This window comes from Dasania marina DSM 21967, from assembly GCF_000373485.1.
Classification (GTDB): Bacteria; Pseudomonadota; Gammaproteobacteria; order Pseudomonadales; family Dasaniaceae; genus Dasania; species Dasania marina.
In genome coordinates this window covers 49,462-72,972 of the sequence record NZ_KB891575.1, presented here as the reverse complement: position 1 = coordinate 72,972, position 23,511 = coordinate 49,462, and the positions used below count along the sequence as shown (strand labels likewise).

Annotated in this window: 16 protein-coding genes; 9 read left to right on the top strand and 7 right to left on the bottom strand. The window is 43.0% G+C overall.

The features are described from left to right. Positions 1-230 precede the first annotated feature (230 nt). Positions 231-551 carry a 2Fe-2S iron-sulfur cluster-binding protein gene (locus B067_RS0100290; protein ID WP_019528038.1) on the top strand — a complete coding sequence of 107 codons (321 nt, stop codon included), beginning with the start codon at positions 231-233 and terminating at the stop codon, positions 549-551. Positions 552-740: 189 nt separating this feature from the next. Here B067_RS0100290 and B067_RS0100285 read toward each other — a convergent pair whose 3' ends face one another. The 3 genes from B067_RS0100285 to B067_RS0100275 all read right to left on the bottom strand — a co-directional run bounded on the left by B067_RS0100285 (position 741) and on the right by B067_RS0100275 (position 4,535). After that, on the bottom strand, positions 741-1,880 hold the full coding sequence (locus B067_RS0100285; RefSeq protein WP_083921326.1) for an aromatic ring-hydroxylating oxygenase subunit alpha: 1,140 nt from the start codon (positions 1,878-1,880) through the stop codon (positions 741-743). Between the two features lie 223 nt (positions 1,881-2,103). Then, complete coding sequence (locus tag B067_RS0100280) at positions 2,104-3,297, bottom strand: MFS transporter (RefSeq protein WP_019528036.1); 1,194 nt, start codon at positions 3,295-3,297, stop codon at positions 2,104-2,106. A gap of 74 nt (positions 3,298-3,371) precedes the next feature. Then, a complete protein-coding gene (locus B067_RS0100275; protein WP_019528035.1) occupies positions 3,372-4,535 on the bottom strand; it encodes an aromatic ring-hydroxylating oxygenase subunit alpha in 1,164 nt (387 codons plus the stop codon). Positions 4,536-4,672: 137 nt separating this feature from the next. Here B067_RS0100275 and B067_RS0100270 point away from each other — a divergent pair, with 137 nt between their 5' ends. Further along, positions 4,673-5,572, top strand: coding sequence for a LysR family transcriptional regulator (locus B067_RS0100270; protein WP_019528034.1), 900 nt, complete (start codon positions 4,673-4,675; stop codon positions 5,570-5,572). 49 nt (positions 5,573-5,621) lie between these two features. Here B067_RS0100270 and B067_RS0100265 read toward each other — a convergent pair whose 3' ends face one another. Continuing rightward, positions 5,622-6,392 (bottom strand): helix-turn-helix transcriptional regulator, encoded by a 771-nt coding sequence (locus B067_RS0100265; RefSeq protein WP_019528033.1) that lies wholly within the window; start codon positions 6,390-6,392, stop codon positions 5,622-5,624. Between the two features lie 359 nt (positions 6,393-6,751). Between B067_RS0100265 and B067_RS0100260 the strand changes: the two genes are divergently transcribed. The 4 genes from B067_RS0100260 to acs all read left to right on the top strand — a co-directional run bounded on the left by B067_RS0100260 (position 6,752) and on the right by acs (position 13,484). Beyond that, positions 6,752-8,986 carry a TonB-dependent receptor gene (locus B067_RS0100260; protein WP_169335529.1) on the top strand — a complete coding sequence of 745 codons (2,235 nt, stop codon included), beginning with the start codon at positions 6,752-6,754 and terminating at the stop codon, positions 8,984-8,986. A gap of 132 nt (positions 8,987-9,118) precedes the next feature. Next, on the top strand, positions 9,119-10,222 hold the full coding sequence (locus B067_RS0100255; protein WP_026244311.1) for a class II histone deacetylase: 1,104 nt from the start codon (positions 9,119-9,121) through the stop codon (positions 10,220-10,222). Positions 10,223-10,303: 81 nt separating this feature from the next. After that, entirely contained in the window at positions 10,304-11,443 is a 1,140-nt protein-coding gene (locus tag B067_RS0100250) for an MFS transporter (protein ID WP_019528030.1), read from the top strand. A 91-nt stretch (positions 11,444-11,534) separates the two neighbouring features. Continuing rightward, positions 11,535-13,484, top strand: coding sequence for an acetate--CoA ligase (gene acs / locus B067_RS0100245; protein WP_019528029.1), 1,950 nt, complete (start codon positions 11,535-11,537; stop codon positions 13,482-13,484). A 151-nt stretch (positions 13,485-13,635) separates the two neighbouring features. Here acs and B067_RS0100240 read toward each other — a convergent pair whose 3' ends face one another. Then, positions 13,636-14,484, bottom strand: a complete 849-nt coding sequence (locus B067_RS0100240; RefSeq protein WP_019528028.1) for a sugar phosphate isomerase/epimerase family protein — start codon at positions 14,482-14,484, stop codon at positions 13,636-13,638. A 140-nt stretch (positions 14,485-14,624) separates the two neighbouring features. Then, positions 14,625-15,656, bottom strand: coding sequence for a response regulator transcription factor (locus tag B067_RS21990; RefSeq protein ID WP_205619928.1), 1,032 nt, complete (start codon positions 15,654-15,656; stop codon positions 14,625-14,627). A gap of 213 nt (positions 15,657-15,869) precedes the next feature. Between B067_RS21990 and B067_RS0100230 the strand changes: the two genes are divergently transcribed. The 3 genes from B067_RS0100230 (at position 15,870) to B067_RS0100215 (ending at position 21,220) form a co-directional block, all read left to right on the top strand. Beyond that, positions 15,870-16,955, top strand: coding sequence for an aromatic ring-hydroxylating oxygenase subunit alpha (locus tag B067_RS0100230; protein ID WP_019528026.1), 1,086 nt, complete (start codon positions 15,870-15,872; stop codon positions 16,953-16,955). Positions 16,956-17,023: 68 nt separating this feature from the next. After that, the gene (locus B067_RS0100225) at positions 17,024-18,403 is read left to right on the top strand and encodes an FAD-dependent oxidoreductase (protein ID WP_019528025.1); all 1,380 of its coding nucleotides are present in this window, start codon (positions 17,024-17,026) and stop codon (positions 18,401-18,403) included. 561 nt (positions 18,404-18,964) lie between these two features. Beyond that, a complete protein-coding gene (locus B067_RS0100215; RefSeq protein WP_169335528.1) occupies positions 18,965-21,220 on the top strand; it encodes a TonB-dependent receptor in 2,256 nt (751 codons plus the stop codon). A gap of 764 nt (positions 21,221-21,984) precedes the next feature. Here the strand turns inward: B067_RS0100215 and B067_RS0100210 are convergent. Continuing rightward, the gene (locus B067_RS0100210) at positions 21,985-23,244 is read right to left on the bottom strand and encodes a flavin-containing monooxygenase (RefSeq protein WP_019528023.1); all 1,260 of its coding nucleotides are present in this window, start codon (positions 23,242-23,244) and stop codon (positions 21,985-21,987) included. Between the last annotated feature and the right edge of the window lie 267 nt (positions 23,245-23,511).

The window sequence follows — 23,511 nt, the reverse complement described above, 5'->3', positions numbered from 1 at the left end:
GTGTAGCGATAACTTTTTATTATTGTTTTTTCTGTTTTTTATTATAAAAACTTATTATGACAAGTAGAATAAAATAGTATTTTACAGCTTCGTTATGAGTGACGATACTGGTACTTATCATTAGTTTGGCTTCTTAAAATTCTTGTAAAAATATTTTATGTTTAGATATTAAATAATTTTAAAGTGACGTTAAGCTGCTGATAAAATTATAAATTATTGAGGTTGTAATTATGGTCGCTGTTAAATACATTCAAGCTGACGGGGTTGAATATAATGTGAGTGTTCCGGTAGGCAGTACGCTTATGCAAGGGGCTGTATCAAATATGGTAGAAGGTATACTTGCAGAATGTGGAGGCAGCTGTGCATGTGCAACATGCCATTGCTATGTGGGCGATGAATGGTTAAGTAAGCTTAGCGAGGCTGATGAGTTAGAGAAAGAGACGTTGGAAATGGTTGATAATGTAATGCGTGGGAGTCGGTTAAGCTGTCAAATAACAGTTACAGAGGCTATGGACGGAATTACAGTCAATATACCTGAGTCACAATGTTAGTGATTGATTGTTATTAAATCTATCTCGATACTATGCTGGCATGATGGATAGATTTATATGGTGTAAGGCCTATCTGATAGTCAGGAATGTGTTAGCGTGCACTAAAGTTATTGTTATTTGGGGCTGCAACATGTTATTTAAAGTCCATTAAGAGGAGGGTAAGATGAACCTCTTAATGGACTGCACGTATTAGTCTTTTGCTAATGCCTCAAGTACTTGCATATGAAGCCAGTGTAGCTGGGCTTCGGTAAACCATGACTGCTCAGCGTCACAAATATAGCGACCTTGATCATAGCCTAAGCTAGACAGGCCCCTTTGCACGCTTTCTACAATGGCAATATCTTCCTGATTAAACATGTTCATAAATAAATCCCTAACGGCTAATAGCTTAGGATCATTTTCTGCATCACCTTTTGGGGTATACACATCCACACGTTCAGAACATTTGCCAACGCCATTTGGACTCATGCGTAAAACAATCAAATTCTCAGAACCTGGCAAGCTCAACATGCAGATGTTTGGCCATGCTTGCCACGCGCAATAAGGTAACCCGGGCTCTAGCTCTAGCCCCTCAAATCCCGTACGACTGCGAAAGCCATTAAAGGTCCAGCGGTCCTCTAACATGATATCTGCCGCTTCCTGCTCTAATACCTTCGCTAGCTGTGGGTGGGCAATCGGGATATGGTAAGCTTCAGAAAAGTTATCAACCACCACTTTCCAATTAGCATTTATATCGTAGCTTAGGCGGTGGGCAGCCACAAAATTTTCAATATTGGGTAAGTATTTTTGAAGGGAAGGGCCAAATCCGCTCATAGACTTATCAAACGGTTCACAATCCTTATCAAGATTGACAAAAATTAAGCCTGCACTGAATGCGATAGATATCTCACGCAGAGAGTACTCAGATGTATCGAAGTCCTTAATATGCTCGGTAAGGCGTGCCCGCTGTAAAGTACCGTCGGTTTTATAAAACCAAGCATGATAAGGGCAAACAATTCCCTTGCCTTTAAGTTTTCCTTTACCGGTTAAAAGCTCATGGCCGCGGTGCGCACATACGTTAAAAAAAGCACGAATAATATCATCTTGCCCTTTCACGATAACTATAGGTTGCCCAGCGACTGTGTCTGTAAAGTATGATCCTCGTTCAACCACGTCGGTGACATGACCTGTATAATTCCAAGCACGCTGGTGTACTTTTTTTAGCTCATCGTCGTAGATATTATTGTCAGTATAATATCTTGATGGTAAGGTCGGTGAGTTCAGAGAGTCAGTGCTAAACTTTCCTCTGTCTCCTGAAGGTAAATCGATAATTTGGATAGTGTTACTCATAATTAATCCTATTGCTAATGTGATAAGTAAAGCGATTTTGTTTTGTATATTTTAATGGTTTTAAAAATAATGTATAAAAAGTGAATTTTTAGAGTCCACCTCCTTATGTTAATGTGTTGATGTTTTCAACAATTTTATAAATATAAAAATTGAATATTATTTTTTATACTACAAGTAATGTTTACTATTGCTATTGACTATATTCATTTTGAAATAGGCATGATTAAAGCTTCGAGGCTGAGGTGTTCTTTAACCGGTTCAACACGGGTGCAATGCTCAGGGTAGAGGCGGTCAGTAGCAACATACCAAAAATTAGTACGGGGTAATAGGATTGGCTGATGAGTTGTTGTCCGTTATTGTCGCCGATAATAAGTGCAGCTATAAAAGGCCCTGATACTAGGGCTATACCTATGGCACAATTGCCTAAAGCTAGTGCTCTGCCGCTGGCGTCTAACTCTGAAAGTACGCCTAAAAGATAAGGCAATACACAGTTCCATACGCCAAATAATAAGAAAATAGCGACAGCATAATTATAAAAATTTTGCTGTTCTACTTTAAGCATGAATAGTGAAATTATTAATACTGCATTACCTATTAAAATAGGAATTATGCGGCCGTATTTAGTGCTTAGCTTGGCCGTAACTAGGCCACCTAATATGCCGCCTATCATAGATAATGATAGGCTAAAGCTTGTTTCCTCTAGGCTTAGCCCGCTTGCTCTACCTAACAGCTCTGCATAGGTATATGGTGCCATTAAGCCACACTCAAATAAGAATAGCGCTAGCACGCCGCAAACTGTCATTTTGAAACTGACAGTCATTGTTGATAGAGGCTTTTCTGTTATTGGTTGAGGCTTATCGCTAGGCACATAATTCATAAAAAATAGTCCGACTATGCATAAAAAACTAAATAAGAAAAAAACACCTGCGATGCCGAAATGCTGGCTAATGCTAGGGAATAAATAAAAACAAATGCCAGAAATTACACTCTGGGCCACTAGCCACCAGCCATATGCCGAATCGGCATCGCGCATGCGCCCGATAGTGGCTAGCAAAATAGCAGTTGTAGTACCTGCGCCTAAGCCAGAGAGTAGCCTAGTAGCCATTAAGGGATAATAATCATTACAAATCACCGACAAGGCATTGGCTACGACCATTAATGTTAGGGCTGCGGTACACATGGATCGCCAGGTAATCTTAGGCATTAAAAAGAAAGATAAAAATGTACCTAAGGTATAGCCGGCCATATCTGCACTGGCTACAAAGCCTGCTTTTTGTGGGCTCACGTTGTATGATTCAACAATGCCAGAAACCAGCACCGGCACCATAATAATAATGACGAAGGGTATAGAGCATAGCGTGGTAATGATTAATATTGCCGTCTTGCTGTTAAGGTCGTGGTTGTTAATGTTATTCATTCGCTTAAACCTTGTGATTTATTATAATAGTTATCGTCATGTTTTTTCTGGCGATAGCCGATATACCTTAGTTGTTATCTAGCGAGCTTCAATTTTCTTGCCAAGTATTGGTAAAATTCTAGGTTGGATTCCTCTAGTCGGCATAGCGGTCCGCCGCTAGCCATTATGCCTTTGGCTCCTCTAAAAATACCTTCTACCACAACTCGATCTTCTTCATTAACGGATTCGAAAAAAGCTATTGTTTTTGCTATAAACTCTTTTTGTTCTTGTACATTCTTTGTGGCCAATACTTCAGGCGCAATGCTCACGCCATAACGTACTTGTACTTCACTTATCCCTTTGGGCTGCAAAGATAAGTACCAAAAATAATCGGGTGCAACGGCAATTAAGTGAGAAGGGTAAATACTGGCCAATACGGTGGTGTTACGCCAAGGGTCTAATAGGGAGGTGTTGTCGGGATGGGCAATGCCAGCAATCCCTTCTTTTTTTCTGATTAGGTGATAGTTAAAGTGTTCCGTGCCTGGTGTCATTTCCATATCTGCTAAGGGTGATATGGGGCCTATGGTGCCCCTGTGAGCTTTAGGCAAGTGATAACTTTCCATAAAGTTCTCAGCTAAGCATTTCCAATTGGTAGACCAAACGCTGTCGGATTGGGTTATTTGTATATAATCTTCCATATGGTAGGGGGCTAATATTTCGCGTAAAGGCTTTAGCTGTTCGCTAATAGACGGGGCATTGGCATTCAAAGTGACATAAATCCAGCCTTCCCATAATTCAGTTTTTATTTCGGGTAGACGATGCTCACTGGGGTCAAATCCCTCACGACAGTGCATCTCGGGGCCTCGAACTAATTGGCCATCAGTTTGATAGGTCCAAGCATGATAAGGGCAAATAATAGGGCGAGTTTGCTTGCCTTTTCCTTCTAACAAAACCATCAGTCTATGTAAGCATACATTCGAATAGCTGCGTATTTCGTTGTCAGCATTTCGCATGGTGTAAATAGGCTGCTCTGCAATTTCAGAGGTTAGGTAATCGCCGGCTTCGGGTAGCTCGCAACTGCGGCCTACGCAGACCCAGTCTTGTTGAAATATGTTTTTTACCTCTAGCTTGTTCAATGCCTGCGAGGTATAAGCCTGTGGGCTTAAAGAGTGCGCTTCTTGTATGCTTTTACTGGCGTTTTTACTAATTTCATCAAGTAGCTTCTGTAGTGCGTTGTTAGCTTCATTGGTGGTTTTCATTGTGGCAGTACCTTCATCTTCGTTAACATAAAAGCCGTGATGTATGTTTTTAGCTTGGGGCCAGTAAAAACTTAGTTTGCTGATTGCCTAGTCATTTGTATAATATTAAATACTCACCTCATCGATAACTTTTAATTATGACTATAAATTTAAAGCAGTTACGGTATTTTTTGGCGGTAGTTGAAGCGGAAAATGTTACTAAGGCGAGCCAAAAGCTTTATATCTCCCAGCCTGCTATATCCAATGCAATCAAGCAGTTAGAGGAGTATTTGGCCGTACAGTTGCTGATTCGATCCCATGCGAAAGGTGTGTCTTTAACCGAAGCAGGTAAAGATCTTGCTGTAAAAGCAAAAGCTTTACTCAGTTATGCAGAAGATATTGAAAATCAGGTGCGTGACTTAGGTCAATCGCTGGCCGGGGAGCTATCTATAGGCTGTTTTGTTACCTTGGCGCCCTTTGTATTACCTATTTTAATGAAGCGTTTAAAAGAGCTCCATCCTGGGGTTAGTCTGAAAGTTGTTGAGGGCAATGCCGAACAGTTACAAGCTGCATTGATGAATGGTGATATAGAGCTAGCGATAATGTATGACCTAGCCCTAAACTCCAGGCTGGATGTCAAAGTCAAAAAAAGCATACCGCCCTATGTGCTGCTGCCTCAAAACCACCGCTTAGCCAATAATCAGGTAGTGTCTTTAGATGAGCTCAAGGATATGCCGTATATCTTATTAGATTTACCCTTGAGCCGAGATTATTTTTTATCCATTTTTAGTGATGCTGGTATTACCCCCAACATTATTATGCGCACAGGTAGTTATGAGTTGGTGCGCTCTATGGTAGCTGCTGAGCAAGGTTATTCTATTTTGGCTATGAGGCCTAAGCATGCAACGACTTACTATGGCGAAGGGCAGGTGGCGTGTATAGAGCTGCAAGATGCCTGTCCTAACATATCTATAGTGTTAGTGGGGGTAGATGGCTTGCGCTTATCTCGCAAGGCTGAAGGATTTAAGGATGTCTGCATTAGTTTTCTAACATCTTAATTATCTACTTCTATTAATTAAGCTCAGTTATTGAAAGAACTAGGCGTTATTATATTTTTGATAATCTATCAATTAATAGAGAAAATAACTCAGATTGGCTGGAAATATTTAATTTTTTATAGGCATTTTTTTTATGCATGTTAACGGTATCTAGCGATAGACTAAGGTGCGATGCCATAGATTTAGAAGAATTACCTTTAAATACTAGCTGCACAATTTCTTGTTCACGCTTTGTTAATAATTTCTCACCAAAACTATCAAGCTTCTCTTTTAGGTGTTGGTGAATCAGGCGTTGGCTATCATCTATTTGGCTCTCCATTCTTTCACTTTGTTGTTTTATCAACGATATAACTAAGGGCTTTATAGTCTCAAATATCGATAGCTCTAGCGCTGTAAATAAGGGCAACTCACCGACTCTAGCTAAGGCTAAGCTAACCACAAGGTCGGTATTGATGTGGGCTAGATAGCAAACTTCATCAATACAGCCAGTGTCACGATAGTAAGATTTATAATATTGGGATTCGGCAAAGCCATCAGGTGCTGCGTCCGTTAAGTGGTATAGGCCTTCGGGTGAGCCATCAAAGCTTTTTATATAGAAAGGATCCAGTAGATAAGGGCCGGATAACCATTGTTTAGTGGCGATACGTAGTTCTGACGGGTAATTTTCATAGAGTAGCGCAGGAGCATGTTGTCTGGGCATGATATACATGACTGCACTTAAGTTAGTGATTTTTTGTTCTATAGATTTAACTAATAGTCGAAAAAAATTATCGTTGCCAAGCTCTGTGATAGTTTCTGACAAATTAAGATACCAGCTCATGCTTACCCTATTGATTCTATGTGATATTGCGTCAATTTTTTATGCTTATTCATTTATTAGATAAATACTTTCTTTATAGCATAGCTATCTTATCAGCTAGCTGAAAAAAAGTTAGTCCTTGGCCTCAATTAACAAAGTTCTTAAGCTCTTTTCTTCTGTTAGTTTATTCATGTTTAGATTTCAGGCTAAATAAACAATACACAGTTTTTGGTAATACATCTTGTCTGTGAAGGGGGGTAAATTAGTAACTATGCGCAAGAACAATAGTTAAGAAGTTTTTAAGGCGTATTTAAAGCTAAGTCATTAATAAGTAAGAATAATTATTAATTAATATAATGATAATGATAAGGATAATATCCATGAGAATGAAAACGCTCCCTAAGCAGATTGCTACCGCCATAGTTATTAGTAGTGCAGCCCATAACCTATGGGCTTCGACGTTGGAGGAGGTGGTTGTTACTGCCCAAAAACGAAGCCAGAGTGTTCAAGATATTGGTATCACCATGAGTGCATTTAATGGTGATACCCTGAAAGAGCTAGGTGTGCAAAGCAGCCAAGATATAGCCGCTTACACACCCAATGTAAGGATTATTAATCAATTTCCTACTAGTGTACCTACCTTTACCATCCGCGGTGTAGGGCTTAATGACTTTAACTCGAACAATAATAGTGCTGTGGGTGTGTATGTAGACGGCGTCTATCAAACCTCACCCGCCATGTTGGGCTTTCAGTTATTTGATACCGAGCGGGTGGAGGTGCTGAAAGGCCCGCAGGGCACTTTATATGGTAAAAACACGACGGCAGGGGCCATAAATTTTATCGCCAAGCGCCCCAGTCAAGAAACCGAGGGTAATGTCAGTGTTACCTATGGCCGTTTCAATGCCGGTCGTATAGAAGCTGCGGTAGGTGGCGGTATCACTGAGACCGTTGCTGTGAGGGCTGCTATTTCTCACGACTTTAGTGACGGTAATGTTAAAAATCGTGTTACAGGCAACGATTTACACGATGTAGATAAGCTAGCGGGGCGTTTCTTGATAAATTGGCAACCTAGCCAGGATGTCGATGTGCTATTAAACCTACATGCGGGTAAAGATCGTTCAGGTGGGCCAGTTTACTACCATAGGGGCTTACAAGACCCCAACGATGTCTCGCAAGAGTGTGCCCCTGTGCAGGCGGGCAAATACGATCCTAGCCAATGTGTTGATGTGTATGGTTACTCGGATACTGATGGTGACTTACACAAGGTGGATATAGACCACGAGCCTAAACAAAAAGATGATTTTTATGGTATGGCGTTATCGGTCAACTGGGACTTGGGTTGGGCCACGGTAGATTCTATTACCGCATATGAGAATTATGACCGTTTTATGTCCGAGGATGCTGATGCCTCACCTAATGCGTTAGTACATGACCAGTTCGACGATGAAATCACCCAGTTTTCTCAGGAGCTAAGACTAACCTCAAATTCAGAAGAGGATTTTACTTGGATTACCGGTTTGTACTACGGTAAAGACGAAGTTAATACGGTGCAAGATGATAACTGTACCACAGAGTTTGGCCCGCCTTGTGCTTTTGCTTACTACCGCTTGGACTTAGAGCAAACCAGCGAGGTTATGGCGGCCTTTCTCCATACTGAATGGCAATTTAAAGATAATCTGAAATTAACTGCAGGTACGCGTTACTCCTATGAGGAGAAAAAAGATTTCCATTCAAGTACGGCATTTTCGTTAACGGAGGCAGACTTTTATGCTGGAAACTTATTTATTCCCGCATATGAAAATACAGATGATAATGTAACTTTTAGCAATGTTTCATGGAGGCTAGGCCTAGATTGGAATGTTAATGAAGATACTTTGGCCTATGCCAGTGTCAGTACTGGTTTTAAAAGTGGCGGTTTCCCTGGTGGTTGGGCATTTTCAGGTCCGCAGCAGCTAGAGCCTTTTGATGATGAGCAAATACTTGCCTATGAAGTGGGTGTTAAGTCGACATTGTTGGAACAAACGCTGCGTTTAAATGCGGCAGCTTTTTACTACGACTATGACGACCTACAGGTGTTCGGTGTGGTTGAAGTGGCAGGTTTGCCTCCAGTACAGACGTTAACTAATTCAGGTAATGCCAAAATTAAAGGCTTTGAAGCTGATGTTAATTGGTTGGTCAGCGATGGTTGGGAGATTATTGGTGGCATAGGTGTACTTTCCACCGAGCTGCAAGACTATCAAGGTTTTGGTGGTACAGACGCTAGCGGCAACAATCTGGCCAATGCGCCCGAGCTAACCTTAAATGCTACGATAAAAAGGACTTGGCATCTCGATAGCGGAAAAATAGCGGCAAATGTGAGTGCCAACTATCAAGATAAAGTTTACTTCGATGTGTTTAACGACGAGTTGCTTTCCGAAGATAGTTACACCCTTTACAACGCGCGTATTGCCTATAGCTCTAGCGAGCATAATTATACTGTTGGTTTGTGGGGTAAAAATATAACTGACGAAGAATATACAGGTATGGGCTTTCACTTTCGTGGTTTTCCAGGCAACAGCTTTCTTAATGCCGGTATGCAGCGTACTTACGGTGTAAGTTTCGATTACAACTTTTAATGTTTGTCTAGCTAGGCCTGCGTTACAGCGCAAGGCCTAGCGCAATCTTAGTTTAGCTGAGATATTAATTATAAAATAAATGGCACTGTGCCTAGTGTCCAGCTAGTGGTGTCTAAGTAGTGGAGTAAAGTTATGAGTAAGCGCACAGGATATGTTTTTCACGAATTATGCATGTGGCACGATACCGGTAATCACGGCCTTTACCTGCCCTATGGCTACCCAGTGCAGCCCTATATGCATGCTGAAAATCCAGAAACCAAGCGGCGTATGCATAATTTAATTGTTGCCAGCGGTTTAGTTGATAAGTTGGTGGATATTAAAGCTAGAGAGGCGCAGGACGAAGAGTTACTAAGGCTGCATACTCAAGAGTACTTAGATAGCTTCAAAGAGCAGAGCAAAACGGGTGGTGGCGATTATGGTGGCGCGCCCTTCGGCAATGGCAGCTATGATATTGCAAAATTATCTACCGGCGGCGTATTAGAAGCAGTTGATGCGGTGATGGAAGGGCGTGTCGATAATGCTTATGCCTTAGTACGCCCACCTGGCCATCATGCCTTAGCAGACAAGGGCATGGGCTTTTGTTTTTTTGCCAATGCCGTATTAGCGGGCCTACATGCTATGGAAAAACATGGACTAGAACGTGTTGCTTACATTGATTGGGATGTACATCATGGTAATGGTACCCAGTCAGCTTTTTGGCATCGTTGCGATGCCTTAACCATCTCTCTACATCAAGATAATTGTTTTCCTATAGATTCTGGTCATATCAGTGAAGTCGGTGAGGGCGAAGGTGAGGGTTATAATATTAATATTCCTTTACCCCCAGGCTCAGGTTCAGGTGCGTATTACCAAGCCTTTGATGAAGTCGTTACTCCTGCACTGCAAAAGTTTAAACCCGATATAATTTTTGTTGCCTGTGGCTACGATGCCGGTGCCCACGACCCCTTAGGCAGAATGTTATTACACAGCGAGGCCTATCGCACGCTTACCCAAAAGACTATGGCCTTGGCTGATGAGCTCTGTAATGGCCGATTAGTGATGTGCCATGAAGGCGGCTATAACGCGGTGACAGTACCGTTTTATGGTTTGGCGGTTATTGAACAATTATCAGGCTATCGTACCGATGTGGTAGACCCTTTTTGTAAAGACGTAATGGCTATGGCAGGGCATGATTTAAAACCGCAAGAAGATGTGGTTATTCAAGCGGCTAAAGCGTTAATAAAAAATATAAAATAGCCTATTGAAAGTTATATCGATAACTAGGTCGATAGCTACTGATATAACTACAACAATAATAACTTTGCACTTGGAGCCAATATGTCTGATGCAGCGATTAAAAGTAACGCTTGGTTTAAAGTTGCCTTTAGCTATATAGGGGCGATCCCTTTTTCAGTGGTCGTTTTTTTACCCATTATATTAGGTGGCATAGTTAAGGATTTGGGCTTTAGCAGCCAAATGGCGGGCTATATAGTCGCTGCTGACATGGCCGGTTTCGCCTTGGCTTCAGTGATAGCTTATTTGTGGATGCCAAGCTTCAATTGGCGTATTGCCAGTGTAATAGCGACTCTGCTTTATATCCTAAGTAATATATTGTCTATGTATTTGGATAGTAGTACTGCATTGCTGGCGGTGAGGCTGTTAGCGGGTTTCGCTGCGGGAACAGTGTCGGCCTGTGTGGTGTCGACAATTGCTAAAACCGACAACCCCAGCCAGTTGTTCGGTTTTTGGCTTATTGCACAGTTCGTTTACGGTATTGTTGGATTTAAATATCTTCCTTTACTAAGTCTGCAAGATTGTTTTTTTGCGTTTGCAGTGCTGAGTCTTACCTCTCTAGCCTTTATAAAAACTATCTATGCTGGTGGGGAAGAGCAAGCCGATAGTGTGACAAGAGCTACCCCTTCGAAGTGGAGCTTAACAGCACTTTTTTATGTGCTGGGTGTATTTATATTTTATATAGGTTTAAACGCTGTTTGGGCTTATTTCGAAAGAGTGGGTGACTATCACCGCTTATCGGTTGACGCTATGGGTAGCGGGTTTTCAATTGCTAACGTTGTTGCTGTGGTAGGGGCATTTTTAGTACTGTTAATCGATACCAAGAAATACCAAATATCTATTTTATATACGTTAATCGTAGTCATTATATTTTCAGTGGCAATATTACTGGATAATGTTACTTATATTGTTTTTACAGTTTCGGCCTCACTATTTTTATTCGCCTGGTGTGTGTTGGTACCTATTATGTTGGCCGCTATAGCTGCTGTAGATCATTCGGGTCGCTATATGATTATGGGAAATGCTGCGCTTAGTTGGGGTTTGGCTTGCGGGCCTGCTCTTGGGGCGTATATACAAATATCAGAGGGCTATAATCAAGTGTTATGGCTGGGGATTTTAAGCTTTTTTATTACTTTATTGTTATTTTTTGCGGCTAATCTTCTTTTGAATAGATCAAGCCGGTAGCCTAGCGAGAATACTTTAGCTTGTAACGTAGTTCTACAATAAAAAATAATCCCTTACTGATAATAGTGAGGGCAGTGTGAGTGTATTAAATATGAGTGGTAAAAATTTATACCCGGTTCCCGATAGCTGGAAAGATAATGCTTTAATTAATGATGATGAGTATAGCGCAATGTATGAGCGCTCTATTAATGATAGTGAAGGTTATTGGAGTGAGGCTGGACAGCGACTAGATTGGATAAAGCCTTTTAGTAAAGTAAAAGATGTTTCTTTTAAAAAAGAAGACTTACACATTAAATGGTTTGATGATGGTGATCTCAATGTTTCGGCTAATTGTCTGGATAGGCACTTAGCGTTACGAGGGGACGCCACAGCCATATTGTGGCAGCCGGAAAGCGTGGATGAACCACACCGTGAGATTAGCTATCGACAATTACACGGCGAAGTGTGCAAACTGGCCAATGGATTGAAAGAGCTGGGTGTTGTTAAAGGTGACGTGATCACTATCTATATGCCTATGATACCTGAGGCAGTGGTTTCTATGTTAGCTTGCGCCGGAATAGGTGCTGTACATTCGGTTGTTTTTGCGGGTTTTTCACCCGAGGCCTTAGCTGGGCGTGTTACTGATGGTGGTTCAAAAATTATTATTACCGCTGATGCGGGTAATCGAGTCGGTCGTGAAGTAAGCTTAAAAAATAATGTCGATAAGGCGGTTGCTATACTTCCCGCTGGTGCCCTAGACCATGTGCTAGTGGTTAAAAATACCGGTAGAAATATTGAATGGAATGACACTATAGATAAAGATTATCACTCGTTGCTGAGTCGCCAGAGTAATAGTTGTGCTGCACAAGCCATGGCGGCTGAAGATCCCTTATTTATTCTTTATACCTCTGGGTCTACGGGTAAGCCTAAAGGTGTGGTGCATACTTCTGGAGGCTATCTCGTCTATGCCTCGCTAACCCATGAGTATGTTTTTGATTATAAAAAGGGTGATGTCTATTGGTGTGCTGCGGACATAGGCTGGATTACTGGCCATAGTTATATTGTTTATGGTCCGTTGGCTAATGGTGCAACAACGCTGATGTACGAAGGTGTGCCTAATTATCCAGATGTAAGAAGGGTAGCCCAGATAATAGATCAGCATCAGGTGAGTACTTTATATATAGCACCAACAGCCATTAGAGCGTTAATGGCCGAAGGTGATGCGGCGACGCAATCCGCAGATCTATCCAGCTTGCGATTATTAGGCACTGTTGGCGAGCCTATAAACCCAGAGGCTTGGCGCTGGTTTCACCAAAGCTTCGGCCGGGGCCGCTGCCCAATTGTTGATACTTGGTGGCAAACCGAAACGGGAGGCGCCATGTTAACACCTTTGCCTGGGGCGACAGCACTTAAGCCGGGTTCTGCCACACAGCCATTTTTTGGCGTTTTGCCTGCGGTGGTTGATGGCGATGGCAACATACTAGAAGGTGAGTGTGAAGGTAACTTAGTGTTACTTAATAGTTGGCCGGGGCAGATGCGTACTATTTATAAGGATCATCAGCGTTTTATTGATACCTACTTTTCGACATTTGAAAATATGTATTTTAGTGGTGATGGGGTGCGTCGTGATAGTGATGGTTATTATTGGATTTCTGGCCGTGTTGATGATGTGTTAAATGTCAGTGGCCATCGTATGGGCACTGCAGAAATTGAAAGTGCATTAGTACTGCATCCATGTGTGGCCGAGGCTGCTGTGGTAGGGTGTCCGCACGATATTAAAGGACAGGGTATATATGTCTACGTGACTTTAATTAAAGGTGAGCAAGGCGGTGAAGAGTTAAGGCGTGAACTCATTAATTGGGTGCGTAAAGAAATAGGGCCTATTGCTGCCTCCGACGTTATCCAATGGGCGCCAAGCCTACCTAAAACACGCTCAGGTAAAATAATGCGGAGAATATTACGAAAAATTGCAGCTGATGAAGGTCATCAATTAGGTGATATATCTACCTTAGCTGACCCTGATGTAGTGGCAATGTTGGTTAATAACAAAATAAGTTGTTAGGCAGGTAGCAGCATATTTACAGTCTATCACCCGATAGCATGAAGATGTTATCTTTACTCCTCACGTTGTGGGGAGTTTTTTTATATTCAAAGAATGGTTATTTCACTACTCGCTTATTACAGAGCAATGAGCGAGTAGTGAAATAACTCTATTAGGCGTCTTCTTGCTCTAGCTCTTGCCAAATATCTTCTGCCCAAGACTTAATCGTTAAAGCCTCTTGCCAGCGGTCTGACAGCTCCAGTTGATTGGCATCAGTAATCGCATAAGGTGGTGGCCCTAACTCGCAGAGGAAGATTAAGGTGGCGTCATTAGGGTTACGCTTACGCCATTCCCGCATGCCATCTTTCCACCAGCCTTTAAAGATCTCTACCCATTGTTGGTGCTGGGGGAAATCAATTTGCACTTGAATTTGCTCACGGCTGGCTATTCGGCCCTGAAAGCTATCGGCTCTATCCATCACGCGATTGATATAGCCTTGATCTCTACTGCTAATAGGCGCAACAAACTCACGGTCTAGTACAAAGTGTGAAAGGTCGGCGCAAATACGTAGCTCAGGAATGGCGTCTATTACTTCAAGGGTGTAATAGAGGTCGTTGAGTATGCCTTCGCGATGGGTTTCAAAGGTGAGTGGCATGCCGGCTTGTTCGGCCTCTTCCATCCAGCGATAAATAACAGGTATAGCGCCGGCAACGCTTACCGGCATAACCCCACTAATGATATTTAGCGTAACACAGTTAAATTCTTTGGCTGTCGCTATTATCGTTTTCATGTCTTTCATTTTTGAAGGGAAGCCATTGGCCATGGCTTTTAAGTTGTATTTATCAAACAAGGGTTTTGACTGTAGGGCATCGTCTATGCCTTCAGCGTCTAAGTCTAGGCATACTCCGTGATAGCCTGCTTCAGCAATCATGGCAAAGCTTTCTTCTAGGCTACGCTCGGGTTTTTCTGGATGGCGCTGCTCCATGGCCCATAAGGATTGGAAAACTTCTAGTTTTTGCATGATGATCCCGCTCATTACTTAAAAGTAAATTTTTACAGTTTAAACAGTGAGTCACAATAGTCCCACTCGTGACTGTAGCTATGCTGAGAGGGAAAAAAACAGGGGTGTTTTATTATTAGGTGATAACGCTTCTTGCATAGCTAAGTGGTAGATAAATGCTCTAGAAATTGTAAAAAAATCTCACGTTCAGTGGTGATATCCATTTTTACGTAAATTCGTTTCCGGTGATTTTTAACATTGCCTATGCTAATGGCTAGCTTTTCCGCTATTTTTGATGAGGGGTATCCTGCAAGTATGAGCTCAATAATTTGCCTTTCTCTGGGGGTTAACAGGCCGCTGAGGAAATCGTTCATAGCTTCATTAAAGCTGATGGGGGGGAGGGCTTTTTCTTCGTGGTGCAGTGAGCATATCCAGCCACCAGGGGCAAAAGGGAAGTCATCGGCTAGCTTGTCTATATACAGTTCACCGGCGGGCATGGTTAAGGATTGCTGCTTTTCTTGGCTTAGCAGTAGCTTTGCGTTTTCATCTAGCTGATTAGATTCGGCTTTTTTATTGTGCCAGTCCTCATTTTCAAATAAGGCTACGCCACTTTGGTCGTATATTTTATAGGCGTGATTAGCCATGTGGAAATGATGGGTTTGCTTATGTTGCTCGGTATCAGCTGATAACGATAGTTTTTGATGAGCCATATGTAAGCCTAAAAATAGAGGGAATATCTCCCGAATTTTTTCTTTTTCAGCTTCCGTAAAGCTGTTATGGCGCTCTAAAAATAAGCCTACCGCTGAATTTCCTATGGTGGGGAGTAAAATACCTATCTCATCATTAATGCCCGCGCTAGGTAAAAAAGTTAAAAAATGATTGCGGGTTAATTCTTTGCTAGGGCTGGCTTCTCTGGCGCTGAGTACCGCCGGTATGCCTCGCTCACGCCAGTAGTGGTAAAACGGGTCAAAGCGATAATAGCCGGAGTTATACATTTCGACTACAGGCTCAGGCACCGTTTCGCAATTGATATAAATAGGAGCTGAGCGATGTGAGTACAGCATGATGATATTCATTTCTGACTCAACGATAGAAGTAGCTATATTCATCATAGCGGTATAAAACGCTGGGCTTCCTATAAGGCGTGCGAGTTCACCTAGCGGCTCATACATATTGTTATCTGCTTTTTTCAAACTAATGCTCACATTGATTTATATCATCTAGTGTAGCCTAATTTATTTTTTTATATCAAAGGTTTATTAGCAGGCTGAATGATATTTGTGGTGCTGTCAGCCTAGGAGATAGTCACGATAGTGACCATTGTTAATTGCCATTGTAGCCAAGATAATGGTGTTGTCTGTATTTTGCCAAGCATTACATGTGAAAAATATTATTGGAGTAGAGTAGTGAACACTACAAGCCTAGATCAATCAAAAGAAGTCAGTATTAACCAAGCACCTGCTATGCCTATCAATAGTACGTATTCTGAAAATGACTGGCAGTTACTAGCCAGTTTTTGGCACCCCGTTGCATTAAGCCAAGAGTTAACGGATAAGCCCCTAGCGGTTACCTTATTAGATAAAAAGTTAGTGCTGTTCCGCACTGCTAGCGGCGTGACTACATCAGATAATAATTGCCCGCACCGTGGCGCATCGCTCAGTGATGGCTGGATAAGTGATGGCCATTTAACCTGCCCATACCACGCCTTTCAATTCGATGGCACTGGCAAGTGCACGAAAGTGCCCGCTCATGGCGAGGACTATAAAATATCAGCGCGCATACGCCTAACAACATATATGGCTGCTGAAAAATACGGCTTGATATGGGTGTGTTTGAATAATACACCACGCCAAGCGTTACCTGTACACAAGCGCTTTGATGAGGCTGATGGTGAAACGTTTAAAATGTTTCACCTAGAGTCTGCGGTATGGAATTGCTCGACATTTCGACATGCTGAAAACTTTAATGATTTAGCTCACATCCATACTGTGCATGACGCGTCTTTTGGTGATAGACGTTATTCCCTAGTGCCGGATTACGAGGTTGTTGATACCGATGTAGGCTTTCGCCGTGAAGTCACCATGCCAGCAAGAGCTAGGGCAGACTTTAACGACCCCTTAGAGGAGGCCGTACCTTGCCAGTTTATTTATAACTTCACCTTCCCCTTTACCTCAATGTTGGAGATATACCCTCCGGGAGGCGATGAAGAGCATGTGATGGATGTTGTTTCACCCATGTCGGCTACGCAAACTCGGGTGTTTATGGTGAAAGGCCGCACCTATAAATTAGACGATAAATTCTTGGGCGATATATTGGAGTATCAGCACGCTACCAATGATGAAGATAGAGCCATAGTAGAGGGCCAATACCCACAGCTAGTGCCATTAGACATGAGTGCTGAATGCCATATCCCCGCCGACCGTTGGTCAGCGCATTTACGCCGCCGTTGGCGTGCAATGGGTTTAGAAAACAAGGTTATTGCTAGGCAGTAATAAGCTAGGTTTGCCAGTGTTAGCACGGCACAGATATTAGTTATTAAAATTTATATAGAGGTAAGGTTGTGCAGCAGTGGGTGTGTATTGTTTGTGGTTGGATTTATGATGAAAGCGTTGGCGACCCTGATTCTGGTGTTGCCCCTGGCACAAGGTTTGAAGACATTGCTGATGATTGGCAATGTGTAGATTGTGGTGTTGGTAAAGACGACTTTGAGTTAATCACCCTTAGTGCTGACACTGCTGTTACTCACTTGGCTGTTGATCATACTGAGCAGGCTATAGAGCCCGTTGTTATTCTGGGTACCGGCATGGCTGGGTATGGCCTGGCAAAGGAGTTTCGTAAGCAAGATAATAAAACACCTCTTATCATTATTACCGCTGATGATGGTCGAGCTTATGCTAAACCTATGCTCTCGACAGGATATACCCGTAATACTGAGGCTGAAGACTTGGTGCAGGCAGATGCTGGGACTATGGCTAGAGAGTTGCGTGCCAGTGTCTGGACCAATACACAGGTTAATCGTATTGATACCGAGAATAAACTATTGCATTTAAGTGAAGCAAAGGTACAGCTACGTTATGGCAAACTGGTGCTAGCGCTAGGCGCAGAAACCATCATGCCGCCTATACAAGGGAGTGGCTTAGATCATGTCTATTCGGTTAATGATCTATTGGATTTTGATAACTTCCGCAAAGCGATAAAACGAACCGGCGCGAAGAAAATCTGCTTACTAGGGGCAGGCTTAATAGGCTGCGAGTTTGCTAATGATTTACTTAACGGCGGCTTTGATGTTGAAGTGGTCGACCCTATGGCGTATTGCCTGCCGACACTATTGCCAGCCCCGGCGGGTAAATCAGTGCAGCGGGCTTTGGAGTCTTTAGGCGCTGTATTTCATTTTGGTAATCTAGTGACGGAAGTTAATCGTTGTGACAGTGGCAGTAGCGGTGTTGAAGTAAGGTTTCAAAATGGCGGTAAAACCTATGCCGATTTAGTAGTGTCAGCGGTAGGTGTTAGGCCTCGTACTACGCTGGCAGCAGAGGCTGGCCTAGCGATAAACCGAGGCATAGTCACCGACCGCAGCCTGCAAACCTCAGCGGCGAATGTATATGCTCTGGGTGACTGTGCAGAAGTCGACGGCCATCATTTGGTTTATATAGCGCCTCTTAATGCGGCAGCTAAGGCTTTGGCCAAAACCTTGGCGGGCACGTACAGCTTGGTAAGTTATCCCGCTATGCCCGTGGTTGTTAAAACCCCCGCCTGCCCTGTGGTATTAAGCCCCGCTCCTAGAGATGCAGAAGGCTCATGGATGATTGTGCAAAATGACAAGGGGACGACGGCTGAGTTTCGTAATTCTCAGGGTAAGTTGTTAGGCTTTGCTTTAACCGGCGAAGCTATTAAGAGTAGGCAGCGTTTGCAAAAACAGCTGCCAGATATTTTGGCATAGCTTAGATTCTGACATGGGATCAATATTCGGTGCGAATAATAAGTGACAGTGAATCAACTTTATAATAAAAATAGCGATAACTTGATTGTGACGACAGGTACTGTAGTCGGTTTTCTACTAGCGTTTCGCTATGAGCGCATATCGACAGCCGCTTAAAATAGGTTTTTATTGGCGGCAGCTGTTATTAGCGATTGATATAGCTATTTTTTGTTACTGATTTTTCACTGTCGCCTAATTTATAGGGTACTACCCGCGTCATTCTTATTATTTCTTATATTTTAAATAATCATACTTGTTATTTTTAGTTCTAACTAATTAGGATTGACGAGTTAGTTTTTGTTTTTATTTTAGGTAGATAAAAAAGAGGGCTGTTTTTCACCAGCCCTTAAATACCCACATAGGTGGGTGGGGACAGAAAATTTACTGTCTCATTATTACTCTTAACCAGCAATAGTCCCTGTAGAGATCATTTCTTGCGCATTAATGCATGTTATTTTTACTGCTGTTAGTTTTTGTCTTCGAATAGTTTTATTGATAATTAAAATAAGAAGGGTGATATTCATGAATAGAACAATGCGCAAAAGCCTTTATGGCTTGTCTTTTCCTCTACTAATTTCAGGAGTGGTGCAGGCATCGCTATTGGAAGAGGTAGTTGTATCTTCACAAAAAAGGGATCAAACCTTACAGGATGTAGGTATGTCGGTGACGGCGTTCACCGGTGATCAGTTAAAGGAGCTAGGCCTAACCAATAGTGCAGATCTTCAAAATATGACCCCTGGCCTCGTTGTGATGGAATTGGGTGCGGCTTCGCCAGTCAGTATTTTTTCGCTGCGCGGGGTAAGCCAAAATGATTTTGGTGATCACCATGAGGCGCCCAACGCCGTCTACGTGGATGACGTGTATGTGAGTAACATGGCCGCCGTAGGTGCGCAGATGTTTGATGTTGAGCGTGTTGAGGTGCTGCGTGGCCCACAGGGCACTATTTTTGGACGCAACGCAACGGGCGGCTTAATACATATTATTAGTAAAAAACCCACAGAGCAGTTTGAAGCTTATACGGACCTTACATTAGCGGATAATAAGCAAGTGAAATTCGAAGGGGCTATTAGTGGCCCGCTAACAGATAATTTGGCGGCTAGGTTGGCTGTGGCAACTAACCATCACGACCCCTATATGAAAAATAATGGATCCGCTGATGATGGTGCAGAATCAGCGAGTACCAATATGAGATTGCAATTTGATTACAGTGGTGACAATTTATCGGTGGGGTTAAATTTACGTCACCTGGTAATAGATGATGTGTCGGGTGGTGTTTACGATAGCGAAACAGCGTTGACCAACGCCAATGGCGAAGTTATAGCTGAACCTTTATTGGCAGACTACCAAGCTTTCTGTGGTGCGAACTATGGTACAACACCAGCGGCGGGGAAAAATTGCTTAGAAACCTCCATGTCGAATGACCCCTATAAAGTTGCCACCAATGCCGATGCAGGCTTGGATAGAACGCATGACGGTATAAGCCTTAAAGTTATTAAGTATTTTGATGATGTTTCGTTTACGTCTATTACGGATTACCAAGATATCAATAAAGATTACTTAGAAGACTCTGACAGTACCACGTTCACTGCAGGGCACTTTCGCCAAGATCAAGATACTGAGCAGTTCTCTCAAGAGTTTCAAATTCAAGGTGATAGCGATAAGTTGGAATGGACCGCTGGGCTGTATTATTTGAAAATTGATGGTGAGTACCGCACGGGCTTTGACGCTCCCTATGTCTACGGCTATTCAACCGATAACACCTTTGCATTAGAGACAGAGTCTTATGCGGCATTTGGGCAAGTAGAGCGTGTGCTTAGCGATACCTTAACCGCTACGGTTGGCCTACGCTGGACCCATGATAAAAAAGAAATTGAGTTTAATACTAGCTGTACAGACGATCCATCAGCCTATTTTTTCTTAGGTTGTGATTTCTTTTTTGGCCCCGATTCGGTGCAGGCAACAGGTTTTGATAAAAACTCGGTGGGCGACTTAGCCACACTTGAAGACGATGACTATTCCTATAAGCTACAGCTCGATTGGCGGCCTACAGACGATGTGTTGATGTACGGTACCATTAGCCGTGGTAATAAAGCCGGTGGCTACTCGGCCTCATCTTTTGCAACCTTATCGGCAGATCAGTTTTCCTATGATCCGGAAGTTCTGACTAATTATGAAGTGGGTGTTAAATATACCTTATCTGAAACTACACGTTTAAATACTAGTGTGTTTTATTATGATTATAAAGACTACCAAGCTTTCACTTTTGAGAATATTGCCACGGTACTGATTAACCTCGATGCGGTAGTTACCGGCATGGATATAGAGCTAATTTCTAACCCTGCAGAGGGTTGGGATGTGCTGCTAGGTGCTTCGATTTTAGATGCTACGGCTAAAGATGTGCCTTTACCATCAGGCGAAATGAAAGATCAAAATATGGGCCTGGCACCCGATTTAACATTGAACGCCATGGTGCGTAAAGCTTGGCAAGCATTTGATGGTGAAATGTCTGTGCAGATCGATGGAAATTATGTTGACGAGAGAGATCTTTCAACCATAAACCATCCTGGCCAGGTTATGGACTCTTACGTAGTGGGTAATCTGAGAGCGGGTTATAGCAGTGGTGATGGCTCGTGGTCGATGGCGCTATTTGTCAACAATTTCACCGATGAAGAGATTGAACAGTATCGCTTTGATGAAACCTTTGTTAGCGGCACTATTCTAAGAGGTGTTGCTCCACCCCGCTGGGTAGGTATCAGCGGTTCTTATTATTGGCAGTGATTTTTCTGGTATGTGGCTGGTTATGTCCAGACTATACCGCTGTTAATAGGTTATAGGTTTTAATCGTAGCGGCTGCCATCGGTAGCCGCTTTTTTATGGGCGTATGATTACTATGTTTATGCAGGGTTATAACGATGTTGTAGTTCTGCCTAGTAAACTGATATGTAGGTCGGCGACTCACTTTTTTCATTACACTTTATGTTAAGTGCTTTTATTAGGTATTTGTAGCTAAGAGTTGCTAGCTACACGACAAATAAGCCTATGCAGTGACTTCGTTAATGATTGCTTAAATTCAATTTCTGTTATACCTCGCCATGACAGCATTGCTGCAGTCATACTGGGCTCAGACCCAGCATCCATATAAACTGAAATATCTGACTCAATCTTATTGATAATTTATTTACGTTTAAAGATAGTTATTCTAAATAAAAAAACTTCCAAGATCATGCTGTGTGCTTCGTAAGCCCTTGGGTACTGGCTCAAGGCAGGAACGAGGTATGATCATTATAGCTGTGGCAGGATGGTGCGCGAGTTAAGTAATAAACCCTAAATGGGGAAGTAGGGTTACGTAGGTATCAGGGTATAACGTTAACAGGCCGCCAGGCAGCATGCAGTGTTAGTGTGCTCTACGCCACTTAATAAGATAAGAAAACGATTGCTCATCTGCAGTGAATAAAAATTTATTTTAATGAGTCTGTTTAAAAACAGCCAACAAAAAGGGTAGGCCAATCGGCTTACCATTTTTGTTGGATCTTAATATCTACCTAGCGTTGCGATGGATCAGTATAGGCAAGATAAGTACGTTGCGTGGCGATATGGCCAGCAATATGTTTCGCGTCGTGCCATACGCCCCAGATAAAGGCGGAGCCACGGCGAGATAGCCAAGCCTGCCCTACAAAGTATACGCCAGGCTCGGAGGATACACCGCGTTGATGCTTAGGCTTGCCTTGCTCGTCGAAGGCGTCTACATCCAGCCACCTGTAATCTAAGGCGAAACCGGTGGCCCAAACAATAGACGTAATGCCAGCTTCGGCTAGGTCTAACTCAAGTATAGGGTTAGTCATGCAATCCGGGTCAGGTAGTACTTTTCTAGCTTCAGGCTCTTCTGGCAACTCAATGCCATTGCGCTCTATGTAGGCGTCAGCGGCATCGAGGAAGTCCATGTAATTTTTATTACCGCGTTCAACGTTCTCTATAAGATCTTCTTGAAACGTGACTTTGCCGTTTTTAAATTCTTTTGTCATACCCAGTAGGGTAATGCCCTGATGAGCAAGGGCGCGAAAATCAACGGTACCATGGCTGCCATGCGCTCCGGTTACCGCAATGGTGACATGCTCTGTGCCTGGCTCCATAGCTTCTCTATCCCACTCGCCCAGTACTCCCAGCCACCAGCAGAAGTCACGGTTACGATAAGAGCGGGGTGGACGGTCGTGTGGACCTGCCGATAAGTAAACTTTTTTGCCCGAACGCTGAATCTCATCGGCAATCTGTACACCAGAGGAGCCAGCGCCAACCACTAATACAGCACCTTCTGGCAATTGCTGAGGGTTACGGTATTCAGCGGAATGTATTTGTACAATCTTTTCGTTTTTAGCGATAGGTGGAATAACCGGTGTCTGGAACGGCCCGGTGGCGGCAACCACTCGGTTGGCCTCAATTACACCTTCAGAGGTTTCGATAATAAAGCCTGGGCCACCCGTGTTACGTGTAACTTTCTTCACTTCTACACCCGTGCGTATGGGGGCGTTAAATTTTTTGGCATAGGCTTCCAAATAATCGGCAACCTGTTCTTTGGGCACAAAGTCGTCAGGTTTATGGCCTTCAAATTCCATACCGGGGAACCTATCATGCCAGGCTGGGCCATTGGCAACTAATGAGTCCCAGCGAGCTGTGCGCCATTGCTCGGCGATACGATTACGCTCAAGAACTATGTGGGGCACATCAAGGCTGCTTAGGTGTTCGCTCATGGCGACACCGGCTTGGCCGGCGCCTATAACCAGCGTATCTATTTTTTCAACGGTCATGTCTGTGTCCTTTATATCTATCTTTTCTCTTTATAGAGATGATGCTTAGCTCAGCGTATGTATACATCTAGCGCCTGTTAGTTGCGTCAGATGTGGTGAGTAATTGTTGCAATCGGCAGTTGTAATCTATTGATATAAGCGCCTAGAGAATATTGTATGGCCGCTGTGCTGGTGGTTTATAGACACACGGGCTAAGCGGTAGTGGCAGTATTCTCGATTGCTGAGTGAGCTTATGGGGAAATGCTGCATTGGTAAAATATCATTAAC